The 21416-nt window shown below is 44.2% G+C and carries 18 protein-coding genes; 10 read left to right on the plus strand and 8 right to left on the minus strand.

What is annotated here, in order from left to right:
- Positions 1-75: 75 nt before the first annotated feature.
- The 4 genes from GYX26_RS09305 to GYX26_RS09320 all read right to left on the minus strand — a co-directional run bounded on the left by GYX26_RS09305 (position 76) and on the right by GYX26_RS09320 (position 4786).
- On the minus strand, positions 76-315 hold the full coding sequence (locus GYX26_RS09305; protein WP_100114199.1) for a sulfurtransferase TusA family protein: 240 nt from the start codon (positions 313-315) through the stop codon (positions 76-78).
- Between the two features lie 148 nt (positions 316-463).
- Positions 464-1684: an RtcB family protein gene (locus tag GYX26_RS09310; protein WP_174829015.1), complete on the minus strand. Its 1221-nt coding sequence runs from the start codon at positions 1682-1684 to the stop codon at positions 464-466.
- A gap of 294 nt (positions 1685-1978) precedes the next feature.
- On the minus strand, positions 1979-3640 hold the full coding sequence (gene recN / locus GYX26_RS09315) for a DNA repair protein RecN (protein ID WP_174829016.1): 1662 nt from the start codon (positions 3638-3640) through the stop codon (positions 1979-1981).
- Positions 3641-3895: 255 nt separating this feature from the next.
- Entirely contained in the window at positions 3896-4786 is an 891-nt protein-coding gene (locus GYX26_RS09320) for an NAD(+) kinase (RefSeq protein WP_100090021.1), read from the minus strand.
- A gap of 1138 nt (positions 4787-5924) precedes the next feature.
- Between GYX26_RS09320 and miaA the strand changes: the two genes are divergently transcribed.
- The 6 genes from miaA (at position 5925) to GYX26_RS09350 (ending at position 13202) form a co-directional block, all read left to right on the plus strand.
- Positions 5925-6869, plus strand: coding sequence for a tRNA (adenosine(37)-N6)-dimethylallyltransferase MiaA (gene miaA, locus GYX26_RS09325; RefSeq protein ID WP_100090105.1), 945 nt, complete (start codon positions 5925-5927; stop codon positions 6867-6869).
- A 357-nt stretch (positions 6870-7226) separates the two neighbouring features.
- Positions 7227-8744 (plus strand): acetyl-CoA hydrolase/transferase family protein, encoded by a 1518-nt coding sequence (locus GYX26_RS09330; protein ID WP_100090019.1) that lies wholly within the window; start codon positions 7227-7229, stop codon positions 8742-8744.
- A 358-nt stretch (positions 8745-9102) separates the two neighbouring features.
- The gene (glyA, locus tag GYX26_RS09335; protein WP_174829017.1) at positions 9103-10353 is read left to right on the plus strand and encodes a serine hydroxymethyltransferase; all 1251 of its coding nucleotides are present in this window, start codon (positions 9103-9105) and stop codon (positions 10351-10353) included.
- Positions 10354-10633: 280 nt separating this feature from the next.
- A complete protein-coding gene (locus GYX26_RS09340) occupies positions 10634-10840 on the plus strand; it encodes a hypothetical protein (protein ID WP_174829018.1) in 207 nt (68 codons plus the stop codon).
- A gap of 395 nt (positions 10841-11235) precedes the next feature.
- A complete protein-coding gene (locus GYX26_RS09345; protein ID WP_174829019.1) occupies positions 11236-12651 on the plus strand; it encodes an SMI1/KNR4 family protein in 1416 nt (471 codons plus the stop codon).
- A gap of 299 nt (positions 12652-12950) precedes the next feature.
- Positions 12951-13202 carry a GlsB/YeaQ/YmgE family stress response membrane protein gene (locus tag GYX26_RS09350; protein ID WP_100090013.1) on the plus strand — a complete coding sequence of 84 codons (252 nt, stop codon included), beginning with the start codon at positions 12951-12953 and terminating at the stop codon, positions 13200-13202.
- A 56-nt stretch (positions 13203-13258) separates the two neighbouring features.
- Here the strand turns inward: GYX26_RS09350 and GYX26_RS09355 are convergent, their stop codons facing one another.
- Positions 13259-13876: a phospholipid-binding protein MlaC gene (locus GYX26_RS09355; RefSeq protein WP_100090012.1), complete on the minus strand. Its 618-nt coding sequence runs from the start codon at positions 13874-13876 to the stop codon at positions 13259-13261.
- A gap of 87 nt (positions 13877-13963) precedes the next feature.
- Positions 13964-16591: an alanine--tRNA ligase gene (alaS, locus tag GYX26_RS09360; protein WP_174829020.1), complete on the minus strand. Its 2628-nt coding sequence runs from the start codon at positions 16589-16591 to the stop codon at positions 13964-13966.
- A gap of 323 nt (positions 16592-16914) precedes the next feature.
- Between alaS and GYX26_RS09365 the strand changes: the two genes are divergently transcribed.
- Positions 16915-18078 carry an extracellular solute-binding protein gene (locus GYX26_RS09365; protein ID WP_174829021.1) on the plus strand — a complete coding sequence of 388 codons (1164 nt, stop codon included), beginning with the start codon at positions 16915-16917 and terminating at the stop codon, positions 18076-18078.
- A gap of 92 nt (positions 18079-18170) precedes the next feature.
- Here GYX26_RS09365 and GYX26_RS09370 read toward each other — a convergent pair whose 3' ends face one another.
- Positions 18171-18668 (minus strand): hypothetical protein, encoded by a 498-nt coding sequence (locus GYX26_RS09370; RefSeq protein WP_174829022.1) that lies wholly within the window; start codon positions 18666-18668, stop codon positions 18171-18173.
- Positions 18669-18904: 236 nt separating this feature from the next.
- Between GYX26_RS09370 and GYX26_RS09375 the strand changes: the two genes are divergently transcribed.
- Entirely contained in the window at positions 18905-19540 is a 636-nt protein-coding gene (locus GYX26_RS09375; protein WP_174829023.1) for a flavin prenyltransferase UbiX, read from the plus strand.
- 201 nt (positions 19541-19741) lie between these two features.
- Positions 19742-20317, plus strand: coding sequence for a hypothetical protein (locus GYX26_RS09380; protein WP_238791269.1), 576 nt, complete (start codon positions 19742-19744; stop codon positions 20315-20317).
- A 23-nt stretch (positions 20318-20340) separates the two neighbouring features.
- On the opposite strand, the gene GYX26_RS09385 is transcribed toward GYX26_RS09380, so the two are convergent.
- On the minus strand, positions 20341-20772 hold the full coding sequence (locus GYX26_RS09385) for an Lrp/AsnC family transcriptional regulator (protein WP_100090007.1): 432 nt from the start codon (positions 20770-20772) through the stop codon (positions 20341-20343).
- A 66-nt stretch (positions 20773-20838) separates the two neighbouring features.
- Between GYX26_RS09385 and GYX26_RS09390 the strand changes: the two genes are divergently transcribed.
- Positions 20839-21387: a cysteine hydrolase family protein gene (locus GYX26_RS09390; protein ID WP_174829024.1), complete on the plus strand. Its 549-nt coding sequence runs from the start codon at positions 20839-20841 to the stop codon at positions 21385-21387.
- Positions 21388-21416: the final 29 nt, after the last annotated feature.

The following is a 21416-nucleotide window of genomic DNA, read 5'->3' on the forward strand; positions in this document are numbered from 1 at the left end:
TTCCTATATCCAGAACCGACATATCAACTAAAAAGATGTTGTGAATAATGGTATTAAATCACAGCCAGACTGGCTTTAACGGTGTTTTACCCACATTATGATTACATCGTCATCCCTGTTTTGCAGATGCAGCAATTCATGCCCGGTCTGGCGGCAGAAAGCGGCAAAATCATCCGGCGCACTTTTATCCGTTGCCAGTACCTGCAATACCTGCCCGGCATCAAGCGCGGCCAGCGCTTTTTTGGCACGCAGAATCGGCATGGGGCAATTCAGGCCGATAACATCAAGAGTAGCATCACTATGTGGTTCGCTCATAAACAGCCCATCACAGATTATTGTAAAATATGATTATACAACGTGCATGCAAGAGACCAAATATTCTCTTTGCTAAACCGCCTCATCCACGCCAATAATAATCACAACATTGCATCCGCCAGATAGATTCTGGTTGGATAATGTTACGTTAGCCTTTTACACACACCACCTGCCGCAAGCGGTGCACAATCTCTACCAGCTCATTCTGTGCCGTCATGACAGCATCAATATCTTTATAGGCCATCGGAATTTCATCAATCACACCGGCATCCTTGCGGCACTCCACATGTGCAGTGGCCTGAATCTGGTCAGCAATACTAAACTGTTTTTTGGCTGCGGTGCGACTCATCACTCTTCCAGCACCATGCGAGCAGGAACAGAAACTGTCTGCATTGCCCAAACCTCTGACAATATAACTCTGTGCCCCCATCGAACCGGGAATAATGCCCAGCTCGCCTGTTCGCGCTGAAACCGCGCCCTTGCGGGTAATAAAAACCTCAGAGCCAAAATGCTGCTCTTTCTGCACATAATTATGATGGCAGTTCACTGCGGCCAGATGTGTGTTAAAGGGCTTGCTGATTACCTTACGTAACGCCGTAATCACATTGTGCATCATGGTTTCGCGGTTTAAGCGCGCAAACTCCTGTGCCCAGTGTACGGCTGAAACATAATCTTCAAAGTGTTCAGTGCCTTCACGCAGATAAGCCAGATTTTCATCCGGCAGATTCTGGATATGCACCTGCATATCCTTTTTCGCCAGTTCGATGAAAAAAGTTCCAATGGCATTACCAATGCCGCGTGAACCACTATGCAGCATTATCCACACCCGCTCGGCTTCATCCAGACAGATTTCAATAAAGTGATTACCGGTACCGAGCGTGCCCAGATGGCGATAGTTATTAGTATTGAGAAATCGCGGATATTTGGCGGTAAGCTGCTCAAATCCCGGCAGCAGTTGCTGCCAGTACTGATCAACCACTGAGGGTGGATTCTGCCAGCTACCCTGATCGCGGCCACGATGTCTGGGTGTTAGCCCGTGTGGTACTGCTTTTTCGATTTCCTGCCGTAGCGCCAGCAAATTATCCGGTAAATCAGCCGCCATCAGTGAAGTCTGCACCGCCATCATGCCGCAACCAATATCCACACCCACTGCGGCCGGAATTATTGCCCCAAGTGTAGGAATAACGCTGCCAATAGTGGAACCTTTCCCCACATGTACATCAGGCATAACCGCAATGTGCTGGAAAATAAATGGAAGTTGTGCAGTTTTAATCAGTTGCGCTTTGGCTTTTTCATCTACCGGCACACCTTGGGTCCACATTTTAATTGGTTTGGCCTGTTCCGCTTGCAGTAGATTATATGTTGTCATTTTACCCCCTTGTTAATGCTGTATTTTCATTAATCTGGTTAATACAGACTGGCCACCCATTCCTAGCAAACATATAGCATATTTTCGGAGTATGGTTACCAATTGGCAAAACGTGCCAGTACTATTAACCAAACAGTTACGATACAGCCATGATATGCACCAATCATAGCTGAATAAAGTTTAATTATTTAAGTATTGGTATCGGACAGATTGAATAGCGTGCCTGTTCAACCGCTGCCTTTAAAACCCGCAGCCAGACTATTAAGGTTATCCGATAATGCGAGCATAACCGCTTCAATTCTGTGCCAGCGCCAGCATTTCACTGGCATGATTACGCGTGGTATCGGTAATGGTTTCACCGCCAAGCATACGTGCAATCTCATCCACACGGCCAGCAGATGTTAAAACCTTTATCTCGCTAACCGTCTGCCCTTTGCTGCTGTGTTTGCGTACCTGCCAGTGCTGCTGCCCGCAGGCGGCTACCTGCGGTAAATGGGTTACGGCCAGTACCTGACGGTTTTGTCCCAGACTACGCAAGGCGCGGCCGACAACATCGGCCACAGCACCACCAATGCCGGTATCAACTTCATCAAAAATCAGCGTGGGTACTGCATTGTACTGGCTGGTAACCATTTGCAGCGCCAGACTGATACGTGCCAGTTCACCGCCGGAAGCCACCTTGCTCATGGCGCGTAAAGGCGTTCCCTGATTAGCCGCCACCTGATACTGTATCTGTTCCAGACCATGCAAAGACGGTGAGGCGCTTAAAAGCTCAATATGAAAGCGTGCACCCTGCATGGCCAGATTCTGCATGTGGGCAGTGGTTTGCTTCGCCAGCTTTTTGGCCGCCTGATGACGCCTGGCTGATAACTGCTGGGCTGCCTGCATGTATTCATTTTTGCGCTCGGCTACCCGTGCATGTAATGCTTCAATATCGGCAGATGCCTCCAGTTCATTCAAAGCGGCTTCAACCTTGGCCAGTTCTGTAGGCAGTTGCGGCGGTTCCAGTCGGTATTTGCGCGCCATGCTCATTAATTCCTGCATCCGCTGTTCCTGCTGTGCCAGCAGATTTTCATCTGTTTCAACACTGGCACTGGCGTCGCGCAGATAAGCACTGACTTCCCCCAACTCAGCTTCTACTGATTCCAGCAATGTCACACTATCGGCAAAGGCAGGCGCAGCTTTGGTCAGTGCCGCCAGTTGCTGCCGGCAGTGATACAGACGGCTTTGCAGGCCATCATCACCATTAAGTATTTCATCCACACTGGCTGCTGTTTGCAGAATATCTGCCGCATGCACCAGTGCATCATGACTCCGGCTGAGATTTTCCCATTCATTTTCCTGAAGATTCAATGCACTGAGTTCATCAAAGCGCCATTGTAACCGCTCTCGTTCAATATTCAGGCTTTCGGCCTGAGTTTGCGCTTTTTCCAGCTCACGTTCTGCATCATGCCAGCGCTGATAGGCCTCGCGTACCCGCGCAACTTCCTTATCCGCACCAGCAAAAGCATCCAGTAAAACACGTTGTGCTGCTTCACTGTTTAAGGAGTGATGGGCATTCTGGCCATGAATATCAATCAGCAATTCGCCAATCTGGCGCAGCTGGCCAAGCGTAACTGCCTGATTATTGATGAAGCTGCGGCTTTTGCCTTTCACGTCGATTATGCGGCGAATACTCAGCTGCGTTTCGTTTTCATCCAGCAACCCTTGCTCCTGTAATAGCGCACATGCCTGCGGCACATCGCCAACATCAAACAGTGCGGATAACTGGGCTTCTTTGGCGCCATGGCGAATCTGCCCGTAATCAGCTTTATCACCCAGCAACAGGCCTAAAGCGTCCAGCGTAATCGATTTGCCCGCACCGGTTTCACCTGTCAGCACAGTAAATCCGCCTTGAAAACTCAGATTCAGTTCATCAACTATCACAAAGTCACGCAAAGACAACGCCAGAAGCATAAACAGCCTTTCTTAAAGAAAGCATTAATGATTTATGCCTGATTTTAGTATTTTTTTAGGAAAACAGGAAACTATTTTTTAGAAAAAACTAAAATTATTCAGGATAAATTTCGATTTTATTAATTTTTCACCACAATTTTCTCATAATTGCTGAAATGGTACTTCTTACCCGATATGCAAAGCCGGCCACAAAAGCCCTCAAAGACAGATTGATTTCTGATGGTGTAAGTATTATGTGTGTCTGTCACCAGACGCTTATACAAGCTGGTCACCCCAATGTAGTTTCTGGCGCAGGGTTTTGTAATACTGGTAATTAACCGGATGGAGAATCCTGAGAGAATTACGATAACGATTGATACGGATTTTATCCATAGTATGCAAATCAAAAAATGCCTGCCCATCAAAATGGGCACGTGCATCACTGCCTTTGGTAATCAGTACTTCGATTTCACTGGTATCACTGACAGCGATCGGCCGATTCGACATCGACTGCGGGCAAATGGGTACCAGACTGAAGGCACGCAAGGTTGGTTGCAGAATCGGACCGCCAGCAGCCAGTGCATATGCAGTTGAGCCTGTTGGAGTAGACACAATCAAACCATCTGAGCGCTGAGTGTAGACAAATTCTTTATTGATAAAAACTTCAAATTCAATCATCTGCCCCAGTGCGCCACGGCTGAGCACCACATCGTTCAATGCCAGCGAATGATAAACCTCCCCACCGGCGCGTACTACGCTGGCTTCCAGCAAAATGCGTTCTTCCGGCAAGTATTTTCCGGTAAGCATGCCGGACAGTTCGGTTATCATTTGTGCTCGGGGTACCTGTGTCAGAAAGCCCAGATGTCCCTGATGAATGCCTATCAGCGGTACCCGGTATGGCGCCAGTTTGCGTGCAACCGACAGCAGAGTCCCATCACCACCCAGTACCATAACCAGATCGCAGCGCCGCCCCATTTCACACTTACTGATGACATGACAATGTTGCAACTGTTGCGGATTAATCTGGTTATCTGCCTGTGCTTCACTATCCAGATACACCGAAAGACCCTCATCGCATAAAAAAGCAATGAGTTCATCCAATACTGCACTCATCATCGGCGTCTGCGGCCGTGTCACTATCCCGATATGGTTAAACTGGCTGTTCATGAAAATACTTGTTCCTGACTAAGTAACTCACTCTAGTACAACTACAATGGTTTTTGTCCCATCATTATAAAGGTTAATGCACCAACATACTTGTATTATGTAACTATCCACTCAAGATGCAGAACTCATGAATACGAGGCAAGTTGAACATTATCGTCAAACTGGCCGTAAATCTGTATCTGAAGCATCATATTTATCAGCTAATTAGTGGTTGTGCAGGAAAACTGTTTTTCTCAGCTTACTCATGAAAACGCAATAAAAAAACTATTATCTGTTTTGTGTAGCTTATACTTGCTGCTCTCTTTTTCCTGAGTTCCGCCCATCGCCCTTGTAGATTAAAGTACAATTTAACGCAATCACCATCAGAGGCTTCAACTCGGAAGTGTAATTCAACATATCCCTTATTAATTGGGTAGTGCTCTTGTGTGTAAATTTCAGCTACAGATTTTTTTGATTTTGCCGTCAAGCACTCCGTATTTATTATCTGCATAAATAAACTGGTTTTCCATTACTACATAGCGCAGCTACCACTTTATTCTGACGATGATAACCACTTAGCTGGATATTAAACAATAGTGTATCAACAGCCCAATTGGACTATAAATAATTATTTTATACAGATAGTTATCACTTTTAAAACAGCTCACCTCATAATAGTTAATATCTTGATTTACGTGACTAGCACCAAAATCAAAATGTTCAGCTTGTATAGAGACAGCTATTTTTTATGCTGTAATATTGATTTTTCTTTATAGATTAATGCCGGATAAATGTCAGCTATTTCCAGGATGGTACTTTTAATACAACAGTTTGATAAACCTTCTAAAAAGTAGTGATAATGATTGATTATTTTTATCAGAGGCTACAGCTAAAAGCAGATAAAACAAAATAGCAATCTAAAAACAGGGAATTAATAATTTCTGCAAATGCTGGATTATTTCACCGAAGAATTAAAAAATTTATCATTATTCAATGATGAAAAATTAATAAATCAGTGAATATACCAATTCAGGCCAAGCAGCTTTAGTATAAGCAAGAAAAAGTAACTGTTGATGTACAATAGACTTTGAGATAAGTATGTGTCGCTGAATCGAGCAGATACCGCTACAATAGCTGTTTAAGAAATATGGTTGCTGCCATGGCTACTTCCCTGCCCAAAGTTTTTGCCCTGCTTGGCCCTACCGCCTCCGGCAAAACCAGCCTTGCCCTGAGTCTGGCTGAACAATTTCCGATTGAAGTCATCAGTCTGGATTCCGCACTGATATATCGTGACATGAATATCGGTACGGCCAAGCCTAGTGCAGAAGAATTACAGGCAGTGCCCCATCATCTGATCGATATTATTTCACCACTGGAGAGCTACAGCGCAGCCCAGTTTGTCAGCGATTGTGTGCGTCTGGTAAAAGAAATCCATGCCCGCGGCCACCTCCCCTTACTGGTGGGCGGCACCATGATGTATTACCACGCACTTACACAGGGGCTGAACAGCCTGCCCGAAGCCAATACCCAAATCCGTGCCGAACTGGATAAACTGAAACAGCAACATGGTATGGATTATTTATATGCACAGCTACAGCAGGTAGACCCTGTAACGGCAGCACGCCTGCCCGCAGGCGACAGCCAGCGCATTGAGCGTGCTCTGGAAATCTATCATATTACCGGCATTCCCATGAGCAGCCATCTGGCCAGACAGGAAAACCAGCGGCCACCTGTGGATGTCTGCACACTGGCACTGTTTCCTGCCGATCGTGCCCATCTGCGCATACAGATTGCTACCCGCTTTCATTCGATGCTGGCACAAGGGCTTGTGGAAGAAGTTGAAGCACTGCGCCTGCAATACCCCGACCTGCATTCCGACCTGCCTTCAATTCGCTGTGTTGGCTACCGGCAGGCATTCGATTATCTCAACGGTTTAACCGATTACAATACCTTTGTTGAACGCGGTATTGTTGCCACCCGGCAACTGGCCAAGCGCCAGCTTACCTGGCTGCGCAAACTGAATCCAGAATACCAGCTCGATCCGTTTAATCCGGCTGGCCTGCATGAGCAGACTGCGCAGTTAATACAGCAGTTTTTTGCCTAAACTTATTTATTTTAGAAAATATTTCGGCAATGATGGCCTAAGCAATAATATTAAAATATTATGTAAACATCCCATTGTCTGCCAACTTAACTCTTTTACAACATGATGTATTAATTAAACTAATAGATTATTAACCTGTAATTGTTTGTCTGTATAAACAGCATTCCTCTTCACCCACCCACAGACAGAACAGCAAAAAGCAATTATTTACAGTAAAATGCAGTCCGTTGTTACTGTCATTATGTCATAACATTCATCCCAAATTGAATGAACGGCAAAGACAAACATTTATTCGCTACGCCTCACTCTGGCTAGATAAGGGTCAGGCATTTTCGATTTAATTAAGGAGAAAACACGATGTCCGTACAGGATCGCATTCGTTATACCTCACTTCATTCCCGTCTTATGTCTGCTGCTCAGGCTGCCACCCTGATCCATCATGAGGCCAATGTCGGCATGAGCGGATTCACTGGTGCCTGCTACCCGAAAGTATTACCACAGGCTATTGCGGATTTTGCCCGCGCCGAACATGATGCTGGCCGTCCTTACAAAATTAATGTCTGGACAGGGGCGTCAACTGCACCGGAATGTGATGGCGTACTGGCAGAAGCTCACGCCATCGATCAGCGTCTACCTTTTAACAGTGACCGCATTATGCGACAAGAAATTAACAATGGTGATGTTAATTTTATTGATATGCATCTGTCACACGTAGCACAACAGGCTGAATTCGGTTTTCTAGGCCATATGGATGTAGCTATTATCGAAGTTGTGGCTATTACCGAAGACGGTATGCTGATTCCTTCTACCGGCATTGGTAATAATCAGACATGGCTGAACATGGCGGATAAAGTTATTCTGGAAGTGAATATGGGCATGCCTATTCAGGTAGAAGGTATGCATGATGTTTATCAGAATAATGCACTTCCTCCACATCGCTCACCGATTAACATCAATCGTGCTGATGACCGCATTGGCACCCCTTATCTTAAAGTTGATCTGAACAAAGTAGTTGCCATTGTTGAATCCAATGCACCAGACCGTGATAACGTTTTCAGTGAACCTGATGACAAATCCAAACAGATTGCCGAATATATCGTTGACTTCTTATCACACGAAATTAAACAGGGTCGTCTACCTAAAGAAATGTTACCGATCCAGTCTGGTGTAGGTAATGTAGCCAATGCCGTTCTGGCGGGTCTGTTAACTGGTCCGTTTGAAAATCTGTATGGCTACACTGAAGTGCTACAGGACGGCATGCTGGATTTATTGCGGGCAGGTAAAATGGTAACTGCTTCTGCTACAGCTATTTCTCTTTCAGCCAAAGCATTTCAGGACTTTGTTGATAATATTGATTTTTATCGCGAACGCATCATTCTCCGTTCACTGGAAATCTCTAATCATCCTGAATTAATACGCCGTCTGGGCATTATTGCCATGAATTCGATGATTGAAGCTGATATCTACGGCAACATCAATTCTACCCATGTAATGGGCACCAGCATGATGAATGGTATCGGTGGTTCTGGCGACTTTACACGTAACAGCTTCCTGAACTTCTTTGTTACCCCATCTACAGCTAAAGATGACAAAATCTCCTGCATCGTGCCGATGGTGTCGCATGTTGACCATACCGAACACGACACTCAGATTATTGTTACCGAACAAGGTCTGGCTGACTTACGCGGTCTGGCACCACGACAAAGAGCCAAAGTTGTTATCGAAAAATGTGCCCATCCTGCTTATCGTGACCAGCTGCATGATTACTATGATCGTGCCTTGAAAACCGCAAAAGGCATTCATACTCCTCATATTCTGACCGAAGCTTTGAGCTGGCATGAGCACTTCCTGAAAACCGGTTCCATGAAAATGTAATTCAGGCCGGATAATAACCAGACAGCCCTGTTACCAAACAGGGCTGTTTTCTTTTTATTATTTTTCAACCATTTATATACAGTACAAATATAACTGACTTTACCGACTTCATTCCTGCATCTCATCGCTATTTTATTTCAGCCACAGAACAATACCCGTTATGCCAAACTGCATCGCGATTTCGGCAAATACATCACTGACAGAAAAATCTAACCGTATTTATGAATCAACTTCATCTTGACACATTATCAAATTCAGCCACATGAATATCACTATCAGTTAAAATAGGTATGATTCATATTTTCTGCTGCATTCAGCAAATTTCTTACTTCTTTACCTTCATAAAGGAACGACTGCCATGTTTTCCAAAGCGTTAACCATCGAAAAATTTGACCCGGAACTGGCTTCTGCCATCACCCGTGAAGACCAGCGCCAGCAAGATCATGTGGAGCTTATTGCATCAGAAAACTATGTAAGCTGTGCCGTGATGGAAGCTCAGGGCAGCCAGTTGACCAATAAATATGCCGAAGGCTATCCGGGCAAACGTTATTATGGCGGCTGTGAATATGTAGATGAAGTAGAGCAATTAGCCATTGACCGTCTGAAAGAATTATTTGGTGCCAGCTATGTTAACGTACAGCCTCACTCCGGCTCTCAGGCCAATCAGGCAGTGTATGCCAGCGTGCTGCAACCGGGTGACACCATTCTGGGCATGTCGCTGGCTCATGGTGGCCATCTGACTCATGGTGCCAGTGTGAATATTTCCGGCCGCCTGTATAACGCTATCACCTATGGTCTGGATGAAAACGAAATCCTTGACTACAACCAGGTAGAACAGCTGGCACTGGAACACAAGCCGAAAATGATTGTTGCTGGTGCTTCCGCCTATGCACTGGAAATAGACTGGGCGCGTTTCCGCGCAATTGCAGATAAAGTGGGTGCTTATCTGTTTGTGGATATGGCACATTACGCCGGACTGGTAGCCGGTGGCGAATACCCGAATCCCGTACCCTTTGCCGATTTTGTCACCACCACTACCCATAAAACCCTGCGTGGCCCGCGCGGCGGCGTAATTATGTGCCGTAGCGATGAGCATGCCAAAGCACTGAACTCAGCCATTTTCCCCTGCTTGCAGGGCGGGCCACTGATGCATGTGATTGCTGCCAAAGCAGTGGCATTCAAAGAAGCATTACAGCCTGAATTCAAACAATATGCCCGCCAGATTAAAGCCAACGCCAAAGTATTGGCTGAAACTCTGATTGAGCGCGGTTTGCGTATTGTTTCCGGCCGCACTGAAAGCCATGTATTTCTGGTGGACTTGCAGCCGAAAAAACTTACCGGTAAAACCGCTGAAGCCATTCTGGGACAGGCACATATTACCGTCAACAAAAACGCCATCCCCAACGATCCAGAAAAACCATTTGTTACTTCAGGTATTCGCTTGGGCACCGCCGCTATTACTACCCGTGGTTTCACCGAAGCCGATACTCGCGAGCTGGGACATCTGATTGCTGATGTGCTGGACAATGCAGACAATGAGCAGGTGATTTCAGAAGTAGCTAAAAAAGTACAGGAAATTTGCACCCGACTACCCGTATATGGCAAATAAGCAACAATATTAAATTATTAATATTACTGCTATTGATTAGCACCTAAAGAATATCTATACTCACAACAGACTATTATATTATTGATTCAATGATGTTTTAGTCTGTTTTCTATTGACATAAACATCAATATGGATTTCCTGACAGGAAATCAAGCTTTAACTAATCGTGCATTACCGAAATACTGATAAAGTATTAATATATATACATCACAAAAGTAGACCAAACTATCCGCTTTTAAGATTCAATATATTTTGATAATTAATTATGAAAGGAAACAAAATGAAAAAATTAGTTTCTACCACTTTATTGGCAGCTTCCTTAGCAATGACTGCTGGTTTTGCACTGGCTAATGGTAACAATGACACAAGTGACATTCGCCATTTCAGCGAAGCGACTGCTCAAAACGGCCAGAACAATCATGTTTCTGATTCAACCCCAGCAAATACACCATATCGTACTGTAGATACCTATGCTGGTAATCACTAATAAACCGGCGGTTAGGTCAAAAAGCATAATTTTTTAATTATGCTTTTTTAATTTGCAGTCTGGCAACAATTATTGCCACTCATCTTAAAATTTTTATACTGCTAGCCTTAGCTTATTAAATATAACCTTACTGTTATTACCATAATTAAGAAATATTGATGTGACAGAATAACCACTAAAGCACATATATTGCATTTCACTCAGACAACTTCAAAAATAATTAATTTATTCTACAAAACATTGTTTATTTTAATAATTTTTTTATATTAATTATTGAAAAATAGAACAATAAAAATCTTACCTGTCTGATGGCCATTCAGATTTTATGAAGATAAATAAATACTGTCTTATTATATTCCCATTTTTAATACCAGAATCATTCAGGCAATATTTCTATGGAAGAAGAAAAATTAAAATCACAAGTAAAACGGATAAAGGCAAAACTGATTCAGGCCAGAAAAGCAGATAAAAAATTTAAAGTTTTTGGTGCAGATTCCCATAAATATCAGCTTAATAAACCCATCAATCCACAACAGGTTGCTGCTATTGAACAAGAATATGGTTTTCAATTACCACCATGTTATAAAACTTTTATTACCCAAATAGGCAATGGCGGCAGTGCTAACTCTCATGCTGCAGGTCCCTTTTATGGAATTTACTCACTACAAAGAAGTATTGATGAACTGGCTGATTTTAATGGCCCCGATGGTTGGCAACGAGCCTGTATCATTTATCCGTTCATGCCGGAAGACTATTGGCAGCAACAGCTAAATGTAATTAAGAATAATGACTTAACTACAGAAGAGTATGATGAAGAACTGGCCAGAATATATGGAGGGATTTTACTTATTGGTAGTCAGGGATGTGCTTATATAAACGGCATAGTTTTGCAGGGAGAACACACAGGCAAAGTTGTTAATCTCTCATTTGACTATCAACTGCCAACATTTACTTTTGAAGATAACTTTCTTGACTGGTATGAACGCTGGCTGGATGAAGTGATTTCAGGCAAGTTATCAGACCCGAAATCTGGCTGGTTTGGCTATTCGGTAGCGGGTACTGAAAAACAATTACTTGAAAAATATTTTGCATCTGAGTGCAAAGAATATAAGTACTACTGCTTAGAAGCGTTATTGCTTAAATCCACTATTTCATCAAAAACATTCAAAATACTGGAAAATCAGTATCAACTGAATAATGCCGATTTAAAACGCATCAGTTTACAGGTTATGGCTAATTTCTCTTATTCGAAAGCCAGAAATTATCTCCATGAATACTTTAATATTGAACCAGAATTTGTTATTAAGCTGCTGTACTGGTATGGTAAGAAAAAAATCAGTGAGTGGATAGAAATATTACATACTTTTGTCCCACACATTAAAGATGCTGATACTTTCCAGTACTTTGTATATATACTGAAAGAAAGTAAAACCAATTATTGTCAGATAATCCTGCCATTTACTGCACATGCGGACAATGAAATGCGTGCCATTGCTTTCTCTGCTTTAGGCTCCCTGAACAATAAAACTAAAAAAACAGTAATCAACTATTTTATTGCCGGGCTTACTGATTCAGATAAGCAAGTCATCTGTGCGACACTATCAGCACTAAATGGTATCGTCGACAGCAGATTGCTCAAATACTATCAGGCTATTGCCAAGAAAATCGATGAAGAAGATAAACATAGCGGTTTATTATATAAGCTAAATAATTGTTTGATTCATTTTAAATTAACAAATGAGACTATCTTAAGCATTAATGCAGATAATTATAAAGTTAAAAAATGGTTTCAATTTTGGAAAAAATCATAAATCATTTATGCTTACTCCTTGACCAGCATTCTAGTGATTCATTGTCTTGTTATTATAGGTATTGTAATCGGCTGCCTTTACATACTTCGATAAAGATAATTTTTCAGAGAATTGACAATTGATTCAATAGCATAAGCTATCCATTTATATTATTCTCATCTGGCAAAGAGTGAATATAACTTTTTGATTACATAAATTTATTTAAAAAATCATTAACTAATAATATTTTTACCTCAGCGCTGCACTCCTAATATTGTCACAGGATTAAGATAAAGCTTCCTTATTTTCAGGAGTAAAACATGGGTTTACTGTGGACAATTATAGTTGGTTTTATTATTGGCCTGATCGCCAAACTGGTTTACCCCGGCAGGCAGCAACTGGGCTTAATTGTGACCACTTTGCTGGGTATAGGTGGCTCATTGCTCGCTGGTTATGTAGGACAGGCATTTGGCTGGTATCACGCTGGAGAAAAAGCCGGTTTAATAGCTTCAATTGTTTTTGCCTGTATTATTTTGTTTATTTACGGCAAAATCAAAAACCGACAGATATAAAAAAATGGTGATGGATTTCAAGTCCATCACCATTTTTTATTCAGACAAAAGCAATGCTATTTTTTGGTCTGTACTTTTCCAAGTCCTCTATCACGCAACTGAGCAATCGTGGCATCAATGCCCTGCTGCTGGATTAACTGGTCAAACTGATTACGGTATACCGTTACCAGACTGGTACCATTGACGCGAAAATTGTAAATCTTGAATACACCATCGGAGTAATACATCTGGTAACCAACGATATAGTGTTTGTCGTTACCACTAACAACCTCAGTAAACGTTTCCAGCTTATTATTTCCCTGATTCACCACTTTCGGTAATACCTTTACCGTGGCATTGCTGGCGCCCATTAAGGCCGAATGTGCATAAATACGTACAATCATAGTTTTAAACGCCGCACTGAAATCCTGCCTCTGCTGTGCCGTAAACTGCCGCCACGGCAAACCCACCGCTAAAGCGGAAATACGTTCATAATCCAGATACTGATCTGCATAGCGCTCAACCTGACTGATTCGCTGCTGCTCATTCAGACTTTTATCACGTACCACCGACAGTACTGCATCCACGTTCTGCTGTAATTGCTGTTGTGCCAGCTGTTCCTGCGTTGCAGCAAGCGTATATACTGAAAACATCAGCATCCATGCAGTCATACAAGCTTTTACATACTTCTGCATTTTTATTCTCCTGTTAATAAGCAAAAAAAGCGGCTTATGTACTTCATCATCCATAAACCGCCTGCTATTTTTCATCTGCAAAAAACTTTATACTGCTTTAGCTGCTAGCCAATCTGTAACACTGGCCAAAGCTGGTGCCAAAGCGGTAATGTCCTGACCGCCTGCCTGCGCCAGATCAGGACGACCACCGCCTTTACCGCCCACCTGACTGGCAACATAATTAACCAGCTCGCCAGCTTTAACTGTTTTGCTAAGCGCTTTCGATACACCGGCAGTAATGGCGATTCTACCATCATTTACTGCTGCCAATAACACCACAATATTGTCACCCTGAGCAGTTAAATCGGTAGCAATATCACGCAGAGCACTGCTGTCTGCATCAATCTGGCTGAGAACCAGTCGCGCCGTACCCACAGTTTGTGCCTGCGCCAGCAAAGCCTTACCAGCCTGTCTGGCCAATTCGCTTCTGGCTTCGCTTAACGCTTTTTCCAATTGTTTGCTCTGGTTATGCATCGCCTGTAGCTTGGATAGCAAATCCTCGGCTGTCTGTGCTTTTACTTCAGCCACCGCGGCTTTGAGCAATTCTTCCTGCTGCTGCACAAACTGTAGGGCATTTAATCCGGTTACCGCCTCAATACGGCGAACACCTGCGGCAATACCACTTTCCGATACAATCTTGAAAAGCCCGATATCACCCGTACGCGCAACATGCGTACCACCACACAACTCGGTGGAAAACTCGCCCATACTCAAAACACGTACTTCATCACCGTATTTTTCCCCGAACAGTGCCATCGCACCGGCTGCAATCGCCTCATCAAAACTCATATTCTGCGCACATACAGCCACATTGGCCACAATAGCCTGATTAACGCGGCGCTCAACTTCGGCCAGTTGTGCAGCACTTACCGGCTGCGAATGCGAGAAGTCAAAACGGGTACGTTCCGCGTTCACCAGTGAGCCTTTCTGCTCAACATGTGTACCCAGTATTTCGCGCAAGGCACGATGCATCAGATGGGTAGCACTGTGGTTGCGCATACTGGCTTCCCGCAGCGCATTATCTACCTGCGCTGTAACTGCATCACCCACTTTCAGGCTGCCAGACAACATTTCTCCAAACTGGCCAAATACCTTAGCCTTGATCTTTTGGGTATCATCCACCTGAAAACGATTTTCACCGGCAAAAATATAGCCCATATCACCAGTCTGACCACCGGATTCTGCATAAAACGGAGTAAAGTCAATCACTACTGCCCCAGTTTCACCAGCATTCAGCTGTTCAACGGCCTCACCGTCCTTATACAAGGCCAGAATTTTGCTTTCATTCTGGCGCTGCTGATAGCCGGTAAAGTCTGTATCAGTGCCTTCATAGGCCAGCTGCGTATTGGCCTTGAAATTCTGAGCAGCACGGGCACGTGCGCGTTGCGCTGCCATCTCGCGTTCGAAACCAGCTTCATCCAGACTGATATTGCGTTCACGCGCAATATCGGCAGTTAAGTCATATGGAAAACCATAGGTATCATACAGCTTGAAAATCACCTCACCGGCCAGTGTCTGAACATCGTCCTGCAAGGCATTTTCCAGCAGAGCCATCCCTGTTTCCAGTGTCTGCGCAAAGCGGCTTTCTTCCTGTTTCAGAACATCGCTGATTTGCGCCTGTTTTTCAACCAGCTCAGGATAGGCAGCGCCCATTTCCTGCACCAGATCAGCTACCAGCAAATGGAAAAACGCCTGTTTACAGCCCAGTTTATAGCCATGCCGTACGGCACGGCGAATAATGCGCCGCAACACATAACCACGGCCCTCATTACTGGGCAGTACACCATCGGCAATTAAAAAGGCACAGGAACGGATATGGTCGGCAATTACTTTCAGGCTTGGTACTTCCTGACTATACGGTATACCTACCACCCGTGCCACAGCTTGAAGCAAATGTACAAACAGGTCGATTTCATAATTGCTGTGTACCTGCTGTAATACTGCTGATACCCGTTCCAGCCCCATACCAGTATCAACCGAAGGTTTGGGCAATGGATTCATATTGCCGTTTTCATCACGGTTATACTGCATAAATACACAGTTCCAGATTTCGATGAAACGGTCACCATCTTCTTCAGCGCTGCCCGGAGGGCCTCCCCAGATATGCTCGCCATGGTCATAAAAGATTTCTGAGCAAGGGCCACAAGGGCCGGTATCACCCATCTGCCAGAAATTATCCGAAGCATAGCGTGCGCCTTTATTGTCGCCGATACGGATAATCTTTTCTGCTGGCAAACCAATCTCGTTTAGCCAGATATCATAAGCCTCATCATCATCAGCATACACTGTCGCCAGCAGTTTTTCCTGCGGCAGATTCAGCCAGTTCTTGCTGGTGAGAAATTCCCAGGCGAAATGCAGGGCATCACGTTTAAAATAATCACCAAAGCTGAAATTGCCCAGCATTTCAAAAAAAGTATGGTGGCGCGCGGTATAACCTACATTTTCCAAATCATTGTGTTTACCGCCAGCGCGTACACATTTTTGCGCAGTTGTCGCGCGGCTGTACGGACGCTTGTCAAACCCCAGAAACACATCTTTAAACTGATTCATACCCGCATTGGTAAACAACAGGGTTTTATCATCCTGTGGCGGTACCAGCGAAGAAGAAGGCACAACCTGATGGCCCTTATTTGCAAAAAATTGAAGAAATTTAGAACGTAATTCTGCTGTTTTCATGGTAGTTTCAATTAGACGGGCAATTAATCGTATTCAGGCAGTCTGTTATAAGCACAGACTGCCTGAATATGGATACTAAAAACAGGATACTGGTTAATCGATCCCAACCATCACCCTTGTTAAAATCATCTGCTTATCTTACCGCAGTTTTACGCATAAGCCTACCTGAGCAAGCTAAATTCCATGCCAAAATGACAATTCCAACAACAGTGCTGCCTTAATACGGTATAGTTAGCCCAAAGCAAACAGAATGAAGTTACAAAGACGGTAGTAACATATAACCATGCCAGCCTGTAATTGGCGCATCTTTGAAAAGGACAAACATGAAAAACACAGCCTGCCTGAGTTTATCCGGTTTGATTTTATGTATTCTAACCGCATGCAGCGGTTCACATGATAACAGCAATCCACAACCAGCTTCTGCTGCCGCAGCCAGCAGTACCGGCATTTTAAGCGATACCAAAGCATTAAAAATATACAACTGGTCAGATTATGTAGATCCAAAAACCATTAGTGAATTTGAAAAGAAATACGACATAAAAGTCACCTACAACTTTTATGACAGTGATGAAACGTTGGAAAGTAAAATTCTTACCGGACAATCGGGTTACGATATTGTTGGGCCATCCAATTCTTTCCTTGGCCGCCAGATTAAAGCCGGAGCCTATCAGCCACTGGACAAAAACCAGTTACCAAACTGGAAATACATCAATCCGAAATTACTTGATTTATTAAAAGACGTGGATCCGGGCAATCAGTATGCTATACCCAATTACTGGGGTATGAATACCATTGCAATCAACACTGAGAAAGTCACTGCTGCCCTCGGTGACACCCCGATACCGGATAACAGCTGGGATTTGGTTTTCAATCCAGAATACACCGACAAGCTAAAAAATTGTGGCATCAGCTATATGGATAGTCCGGTAGAAATGATTCCACTGGCACTACACTATGCCGGCAAAGACCCAAACAGCCAGAACAAGGATGATATCGACATTGCTGCCAATATCATCAAAGCCAACCGTAGCAATGTATTGCGCTACTCTTCCTCCGGCTATATCGACGATTTGGCACGTGGCGATGTATGTGTGGCCATCGGCTTTGGTGGCGATCTGAATATCGCCAAACGACGCCGGCTGGAAGCAACCGGCAAGAAAGATATTGTCGTGCTGGTACCCACTCAGGGTGTTTCCCTGTGGGTAGATACGCTTACCATACCCAAGGATGCAGCCAACCTCAAAAATGCCTATCGCTACCTAAACTGGATTCTGGAACCACAAATTGCCGCCAGAAACGCCAACTACGTCACCTATGCGCCATCTAGTCAGCCGGCTAAAGAGCTGATGAAAAAAGAATACCGTGAAGACAACAGTATTTTCCCATCAGATGAAGTTCTGGCCAACAGCTATCTGGTTCTGCCGGCCAAATCCGAAACCCTGAAATATGAATTGCGCTTATGGCAAAATCTCAAGGCAGGTAAATAGTCGTTCAGACTAATAGCAGCCTGACAGCAAGCCCCTCAGAAGTGAGGGGTTTGCTGCACTTATTTTGCAGCTACATCAAAGCACAATACTGCCTAACGACACAGCTCAGGAAACTTCTTCCATGCCTGTGATAATGTCGTACCATTAGAATAAACATTGACCAAGCTTTGCGACATACCCGCTTTAAGCACATCTATCTGCAAGCCTTCCACCTGCGTAAACGGATTCACCAATGCCAGAGTCTGGCTGCCATTAGGATAAGAGCTGATTTTGTAAAACTCCCGTGGCAAATTAAAGCGGGACTGTAATTTATCGTGCAAGCACTTACTCACCTCAATTGCCGGCCGGTTAATACTCAGACTGGCATCAGGTAGTGCTGTACGTTCAGGTTTCAGCACCGGTACATCTCTCGCCACTGCCACACAGCGGAAGCCCTGTGCACCAGAAGACTGGCTAGGCTGCAATAGCGCCCTTGCTACTGCTTTCGAATCACACTCGCGCTCTTCTACTACCACATTTGGGGTTACCTGAGCGCACCCCATCAACAGGGTGGCGTACAGGCATGGCCACATTATTTTTTTCCACAACATGCTTATATTTCCATTATTTGTATTTAGGTTTCAATCATTCAGACAAATAATATTTTTATTCCAGCGAAACATTGCTGGCTGTCTGAACTTAATTAATCTGTCACAATATCAGGACAATAGTGTCCAAACTGGCTGATAATTGTTTTCAACCGAATAAAAACGGCCGTATGCCAAATGTTATATCAAAACAAAATCGCTATAATAACAGGCATGTCTGGACACACACTAGTTTTATTATGATTTTCCCTAGCGCCAATCCCATCAAAACCGTTACTCTGGCTTTAACCGGAGCTTCAGGCATGCCCTACGCCAGACGGCTGCTGTCCTGCCTGTTGCAGGCCAATATCAGAGTCTGGTTACTGTATTCACAGGCAGCCCAGATAGTCGCCCAGCAGGAAATCAACTGGCATTTACCTACCAATGCCAAACAGTGTACCGCAGCATTATGTGCAGAATACGCAGTCGACCCATCCATGCTTACCGTATTTGGCCGCGATGAATGGTTTGCTCCGCCTGCCTCCGGCTCCAATCCCGCTGATGCAATGATTATCTGTCCTGCCAGTATGGGTTGCGTAGCGGCCATTGCTGCCGGCACCTCAGACCATCTGCTTGAACGCGCCGCCGACGTTTCCATTAAAGAAAACCGCCCGCTGATTATCGTGCCCCGTGAAACGCCATTGTCAGCGATTCATCTGGAAAACATGCTCAAACTGGCACGTTTAGGCGTATGCATCCTGCCACCGGTGTCAGCTTTCTACCAACACCCCAAAAGCATTGAAGACATGGTAGATTTCGTGGTAGCGCGCATTCTGGATCAACTGCGGATTCCGCATCAGCTAATTGCACGCTGGGGTGCAGAAAATAATTCTTGACACTTCACTCAGAATGTTTTATGGTGTAGAAATGAAAAACGTAACCACTTTCTCTTTTGCTTATTATTGGTACCACACCTCGGTGCGGTGCTTTTTTGCGTTTATTTAAAAACCTGTTAGCAAAATAAAAAGTGAACCGCCCGGCCAATCCGAGGCGGTTTTTTTATTGCCATAAACGCCTCAAACAAAAAGGCATTAAAAATGAATAAACAACTACTGGAGAACAAAATGTCTGCTACATCATTAAAACAGTTACAACAATCAGCATCGCCGGTACCACAACTTCAGCGCTGGTACATGATTGTTGATGGCAACCAGCACCGCAGTGACCTGTGCCAGCTACAGCCACAGTTTCAGACAACATTTATGCTTAGCGAAGCACTCATTCCACAACTGCGTCTGGTGGCCATGTTAATTGCCGCACAACGGCTTGGTTTTGACCAGCCTACCCCAGATATCATCAGTGAAGAAGCAGACTGGTTTGCTGCACGCATACTGGTGATGGGCGTTAGAATTTTCCATCTCGACATTACCCTGATTCCAATGTTGAAAACAGCCAATAGCCGTGCCCGCAGTTTTGCGCAAAAACATAATCTGCCTTTTACTCAGGCACAAATGCGCATGAGCCTGCACGCCAGCCGTCCCGAACAGATGCTGATTATTGAAACAGAAACCCAGTGTGAAGAAGATAAGGGCCTGATACAAAACAGCCTGCATTTTGCCCATAACTTGTGTCTGACAGAAAGCACCATACTGACAATCTGCAATCGGCCGTAAACCAGCATTCCAGCTTTATCAGCCTAAAGTAGCCTGCGCAGACTGTGGTTCACCTTATAGCGAGCATAAAGCGTAATCTGTTGCAAAAATTGTTCCAACTCCTGCATCGCGAAACTTGCATGGATAAAATAACAGCCATCACCGGTAATTTTATAAATGGCCTGTACCGCAGCAAAACTACTTACCAGCTGTTCAAATTCAGCAAACTGGCTGTTATCCATGTAAATCGTTATAAATTGTTCAGACGGATAATGTTCGGCCACAGTAAAACGCTCAATCACCCCGCTATCTACCAGATTCTGTACCCGCAAACCTACCGCCTGCCCGCTGAGAAAAACCTTTTCACCAATTTCTTTCCACGATAAACGGCTATTGCTTTTCAGCAAATCCAGAATTGCCCTGTCCTTTTTATCCATACTTTCATCCTGAAAATAAATAGTATTGACTGTTTTCATCAGCCTGTTCCGTCAAAAGCCATAGCAGCACATAATTGAATCACCAAAAACAACCGGAAAAATATGATGAAACAGTCGCTTATAATCATTGATGTACAAAACGACTACTTTGAACAAGGTAAAATGGAGCTGTATCAGCCACAAAGAGCATTAGAAAAAATATTAAAACTGCGTGAACATTTTCGCCAGCACCAGCTACCTGTTTTCTATATCCAGCATATCAATATCAGAAAAAACGCAACCTTTTTCCTGCCTGAAAGCCACGGTGTGGCCTTACATTCGCAATTACTGCCCCTAGCCTTCCAAAACGAATTTATCATTCTTAAAAATCACCCTAACAGCTTCTGGCAAACAGATCTGCATCAACAGCTTCAGCAGCAGAGCATCAAACAATTGGTTATCTGTGGCATGATGACGCACATGTGCGTTGACTCCACCACCCGTTGCGCGGCAGAACTTGGTTATCACCCCATTTTGATTGCAGATGGTTGTGCTACCCGTGATCTAGAATTCAATGGCACACTTACCAAAGCATCAGATGTTCACAACAGCTTTCTAGCAGCACTCACCACTTTTGCCAAAGTACAATCTGCGGAACAATTTATACGCCAATAATTCACCATTTTGTTCCAGCAAGTAATTTA

It is taken from the genome of Snodgrassella sp. ESL0253 (assembly GCF_013344965.1).
GTDB lineage: Bacteria > Pseudomonadota > Gammaproteobacteria > Burkholderiales > Neisseriaceae > Snodgrassella > Snodgrassella alvi_B.

Coding starts and splice junctions, on each gene's coding strand:
- GYX26_RS09365 (WP_174829021.1), top strand. CDS start 16,915: ATGAAAAACACAGCCTGCCTGAGTTTATCCGGTTTGATTTTATGTATT.
- GYX26_RS09350 (WP_100090013.1), top strand. CDS start 12,951: ATGGGTTTACTGTGGACAATTATAGTTGGTTTTATTATTGGCCTGATC.
- GYX26_RS09355 (WP_100090012.1), bottom strand. CDS start 13,876: ATGCAGAAGTATGTAAAAGCTTGTATGACTGCATGGATGCTGATGTTT.
- GYX26_RS09340 (WP_174829018.1), top strand. CDS start 10,634: ATGAAAAAATTAGTTTCTACCACTTTATTGGCAGCTTCCTTAGCAATG.
- GYX26_RS09375 (WP_174829023.1), top strand. CDS start 18,905: ATGATTTTCCCTAGCGCCAATCCCATCAAAACCGTTACTCTGGCTTTA.
- GYX26_RS09385 (WP_100090007.1), bottom strand. CDS start 20,772: ATGAAAACAGTCAATACTATTTATTTTCAGGATGAAAGTATGGATAAA.
- miaA (WP_100090105.1), top strand. CDS start 5,925: ATGGCTACTTCCCTGCCCAAAGTTTTTGCCCTGCTTGGCCCTACCGCC.
- GYX26_RS09380 (WP_238791269.1), top strand. CDS start 19,742: ATGAATAAACAACTACTGGAGAACAAAATGTCTGCTACATCATTAAAA.
- glyA (WP_174829017.1), top strand. CDS start 9,103: ATGTTTTCCAAAGCGTTAACCATCGAAAAATTTGACCCGGAACTGGCT.
- alaS (WP_174829020.1), bottom strand. CDS start 16,591: ATGAAAACAGCAGAATTACGTTCTAAATTTCTTCAATTTTTTGCAAAT.
- GYX26_RS09305 (WP_100114199.1), bottom strand. CDS start 315: ATGAGCGAACCACATAGTGATGCTACTCTTGATGTTATCGGCCTGAAT.
- GYX26_RS09320 (WP_100090021.1), bottom strand. CDS start 4,786: ATGAACAGCCAGTTTAACCATATCGGGATAGTGACACGGCCGCAGACG.
- GYX26_RS09310 (WP_174829015.1), bottom strand. CDS start 1,684: ATGACAACATATAATCTACTGCAAGCGGAACAGGCCAAACCAATTAAA.
- recN (WP_174829016.1), bottom strand. CDS start 3,640: ATGCTTCTGGCGTTGTCTTTGCGTGACTTTGTGATAGTTGATGAACTG.
- GYX26_RS09370 (WP_174829022.1), bottom strand. CDS start 18,668: ATGTTGTGGAAAAAAATAATGTGGCCATGCCTGTACGCCACCCTGTTG.
- GYX26_RS09330 (WP_100090019.1), top strand. CDS start 7,227: ATGTCCGTACAGGATCGCATTCGTTATACCTCACTTCATTCCCGTCTT.
- GYX26_RS09390 (WP_174829024.1), top strand. CDS start 20,839: ATGAAACAGTCGCTTATAATCATTGATGTACAAAACGACTACTTTGAA.
- GYX26_RS09345 (WP_174829019.1), top strand. CDS start 11,236: ATGGAAGAAGAAAAATTAAAATCACAAGTAAAACGGATAAAGGCAAAA.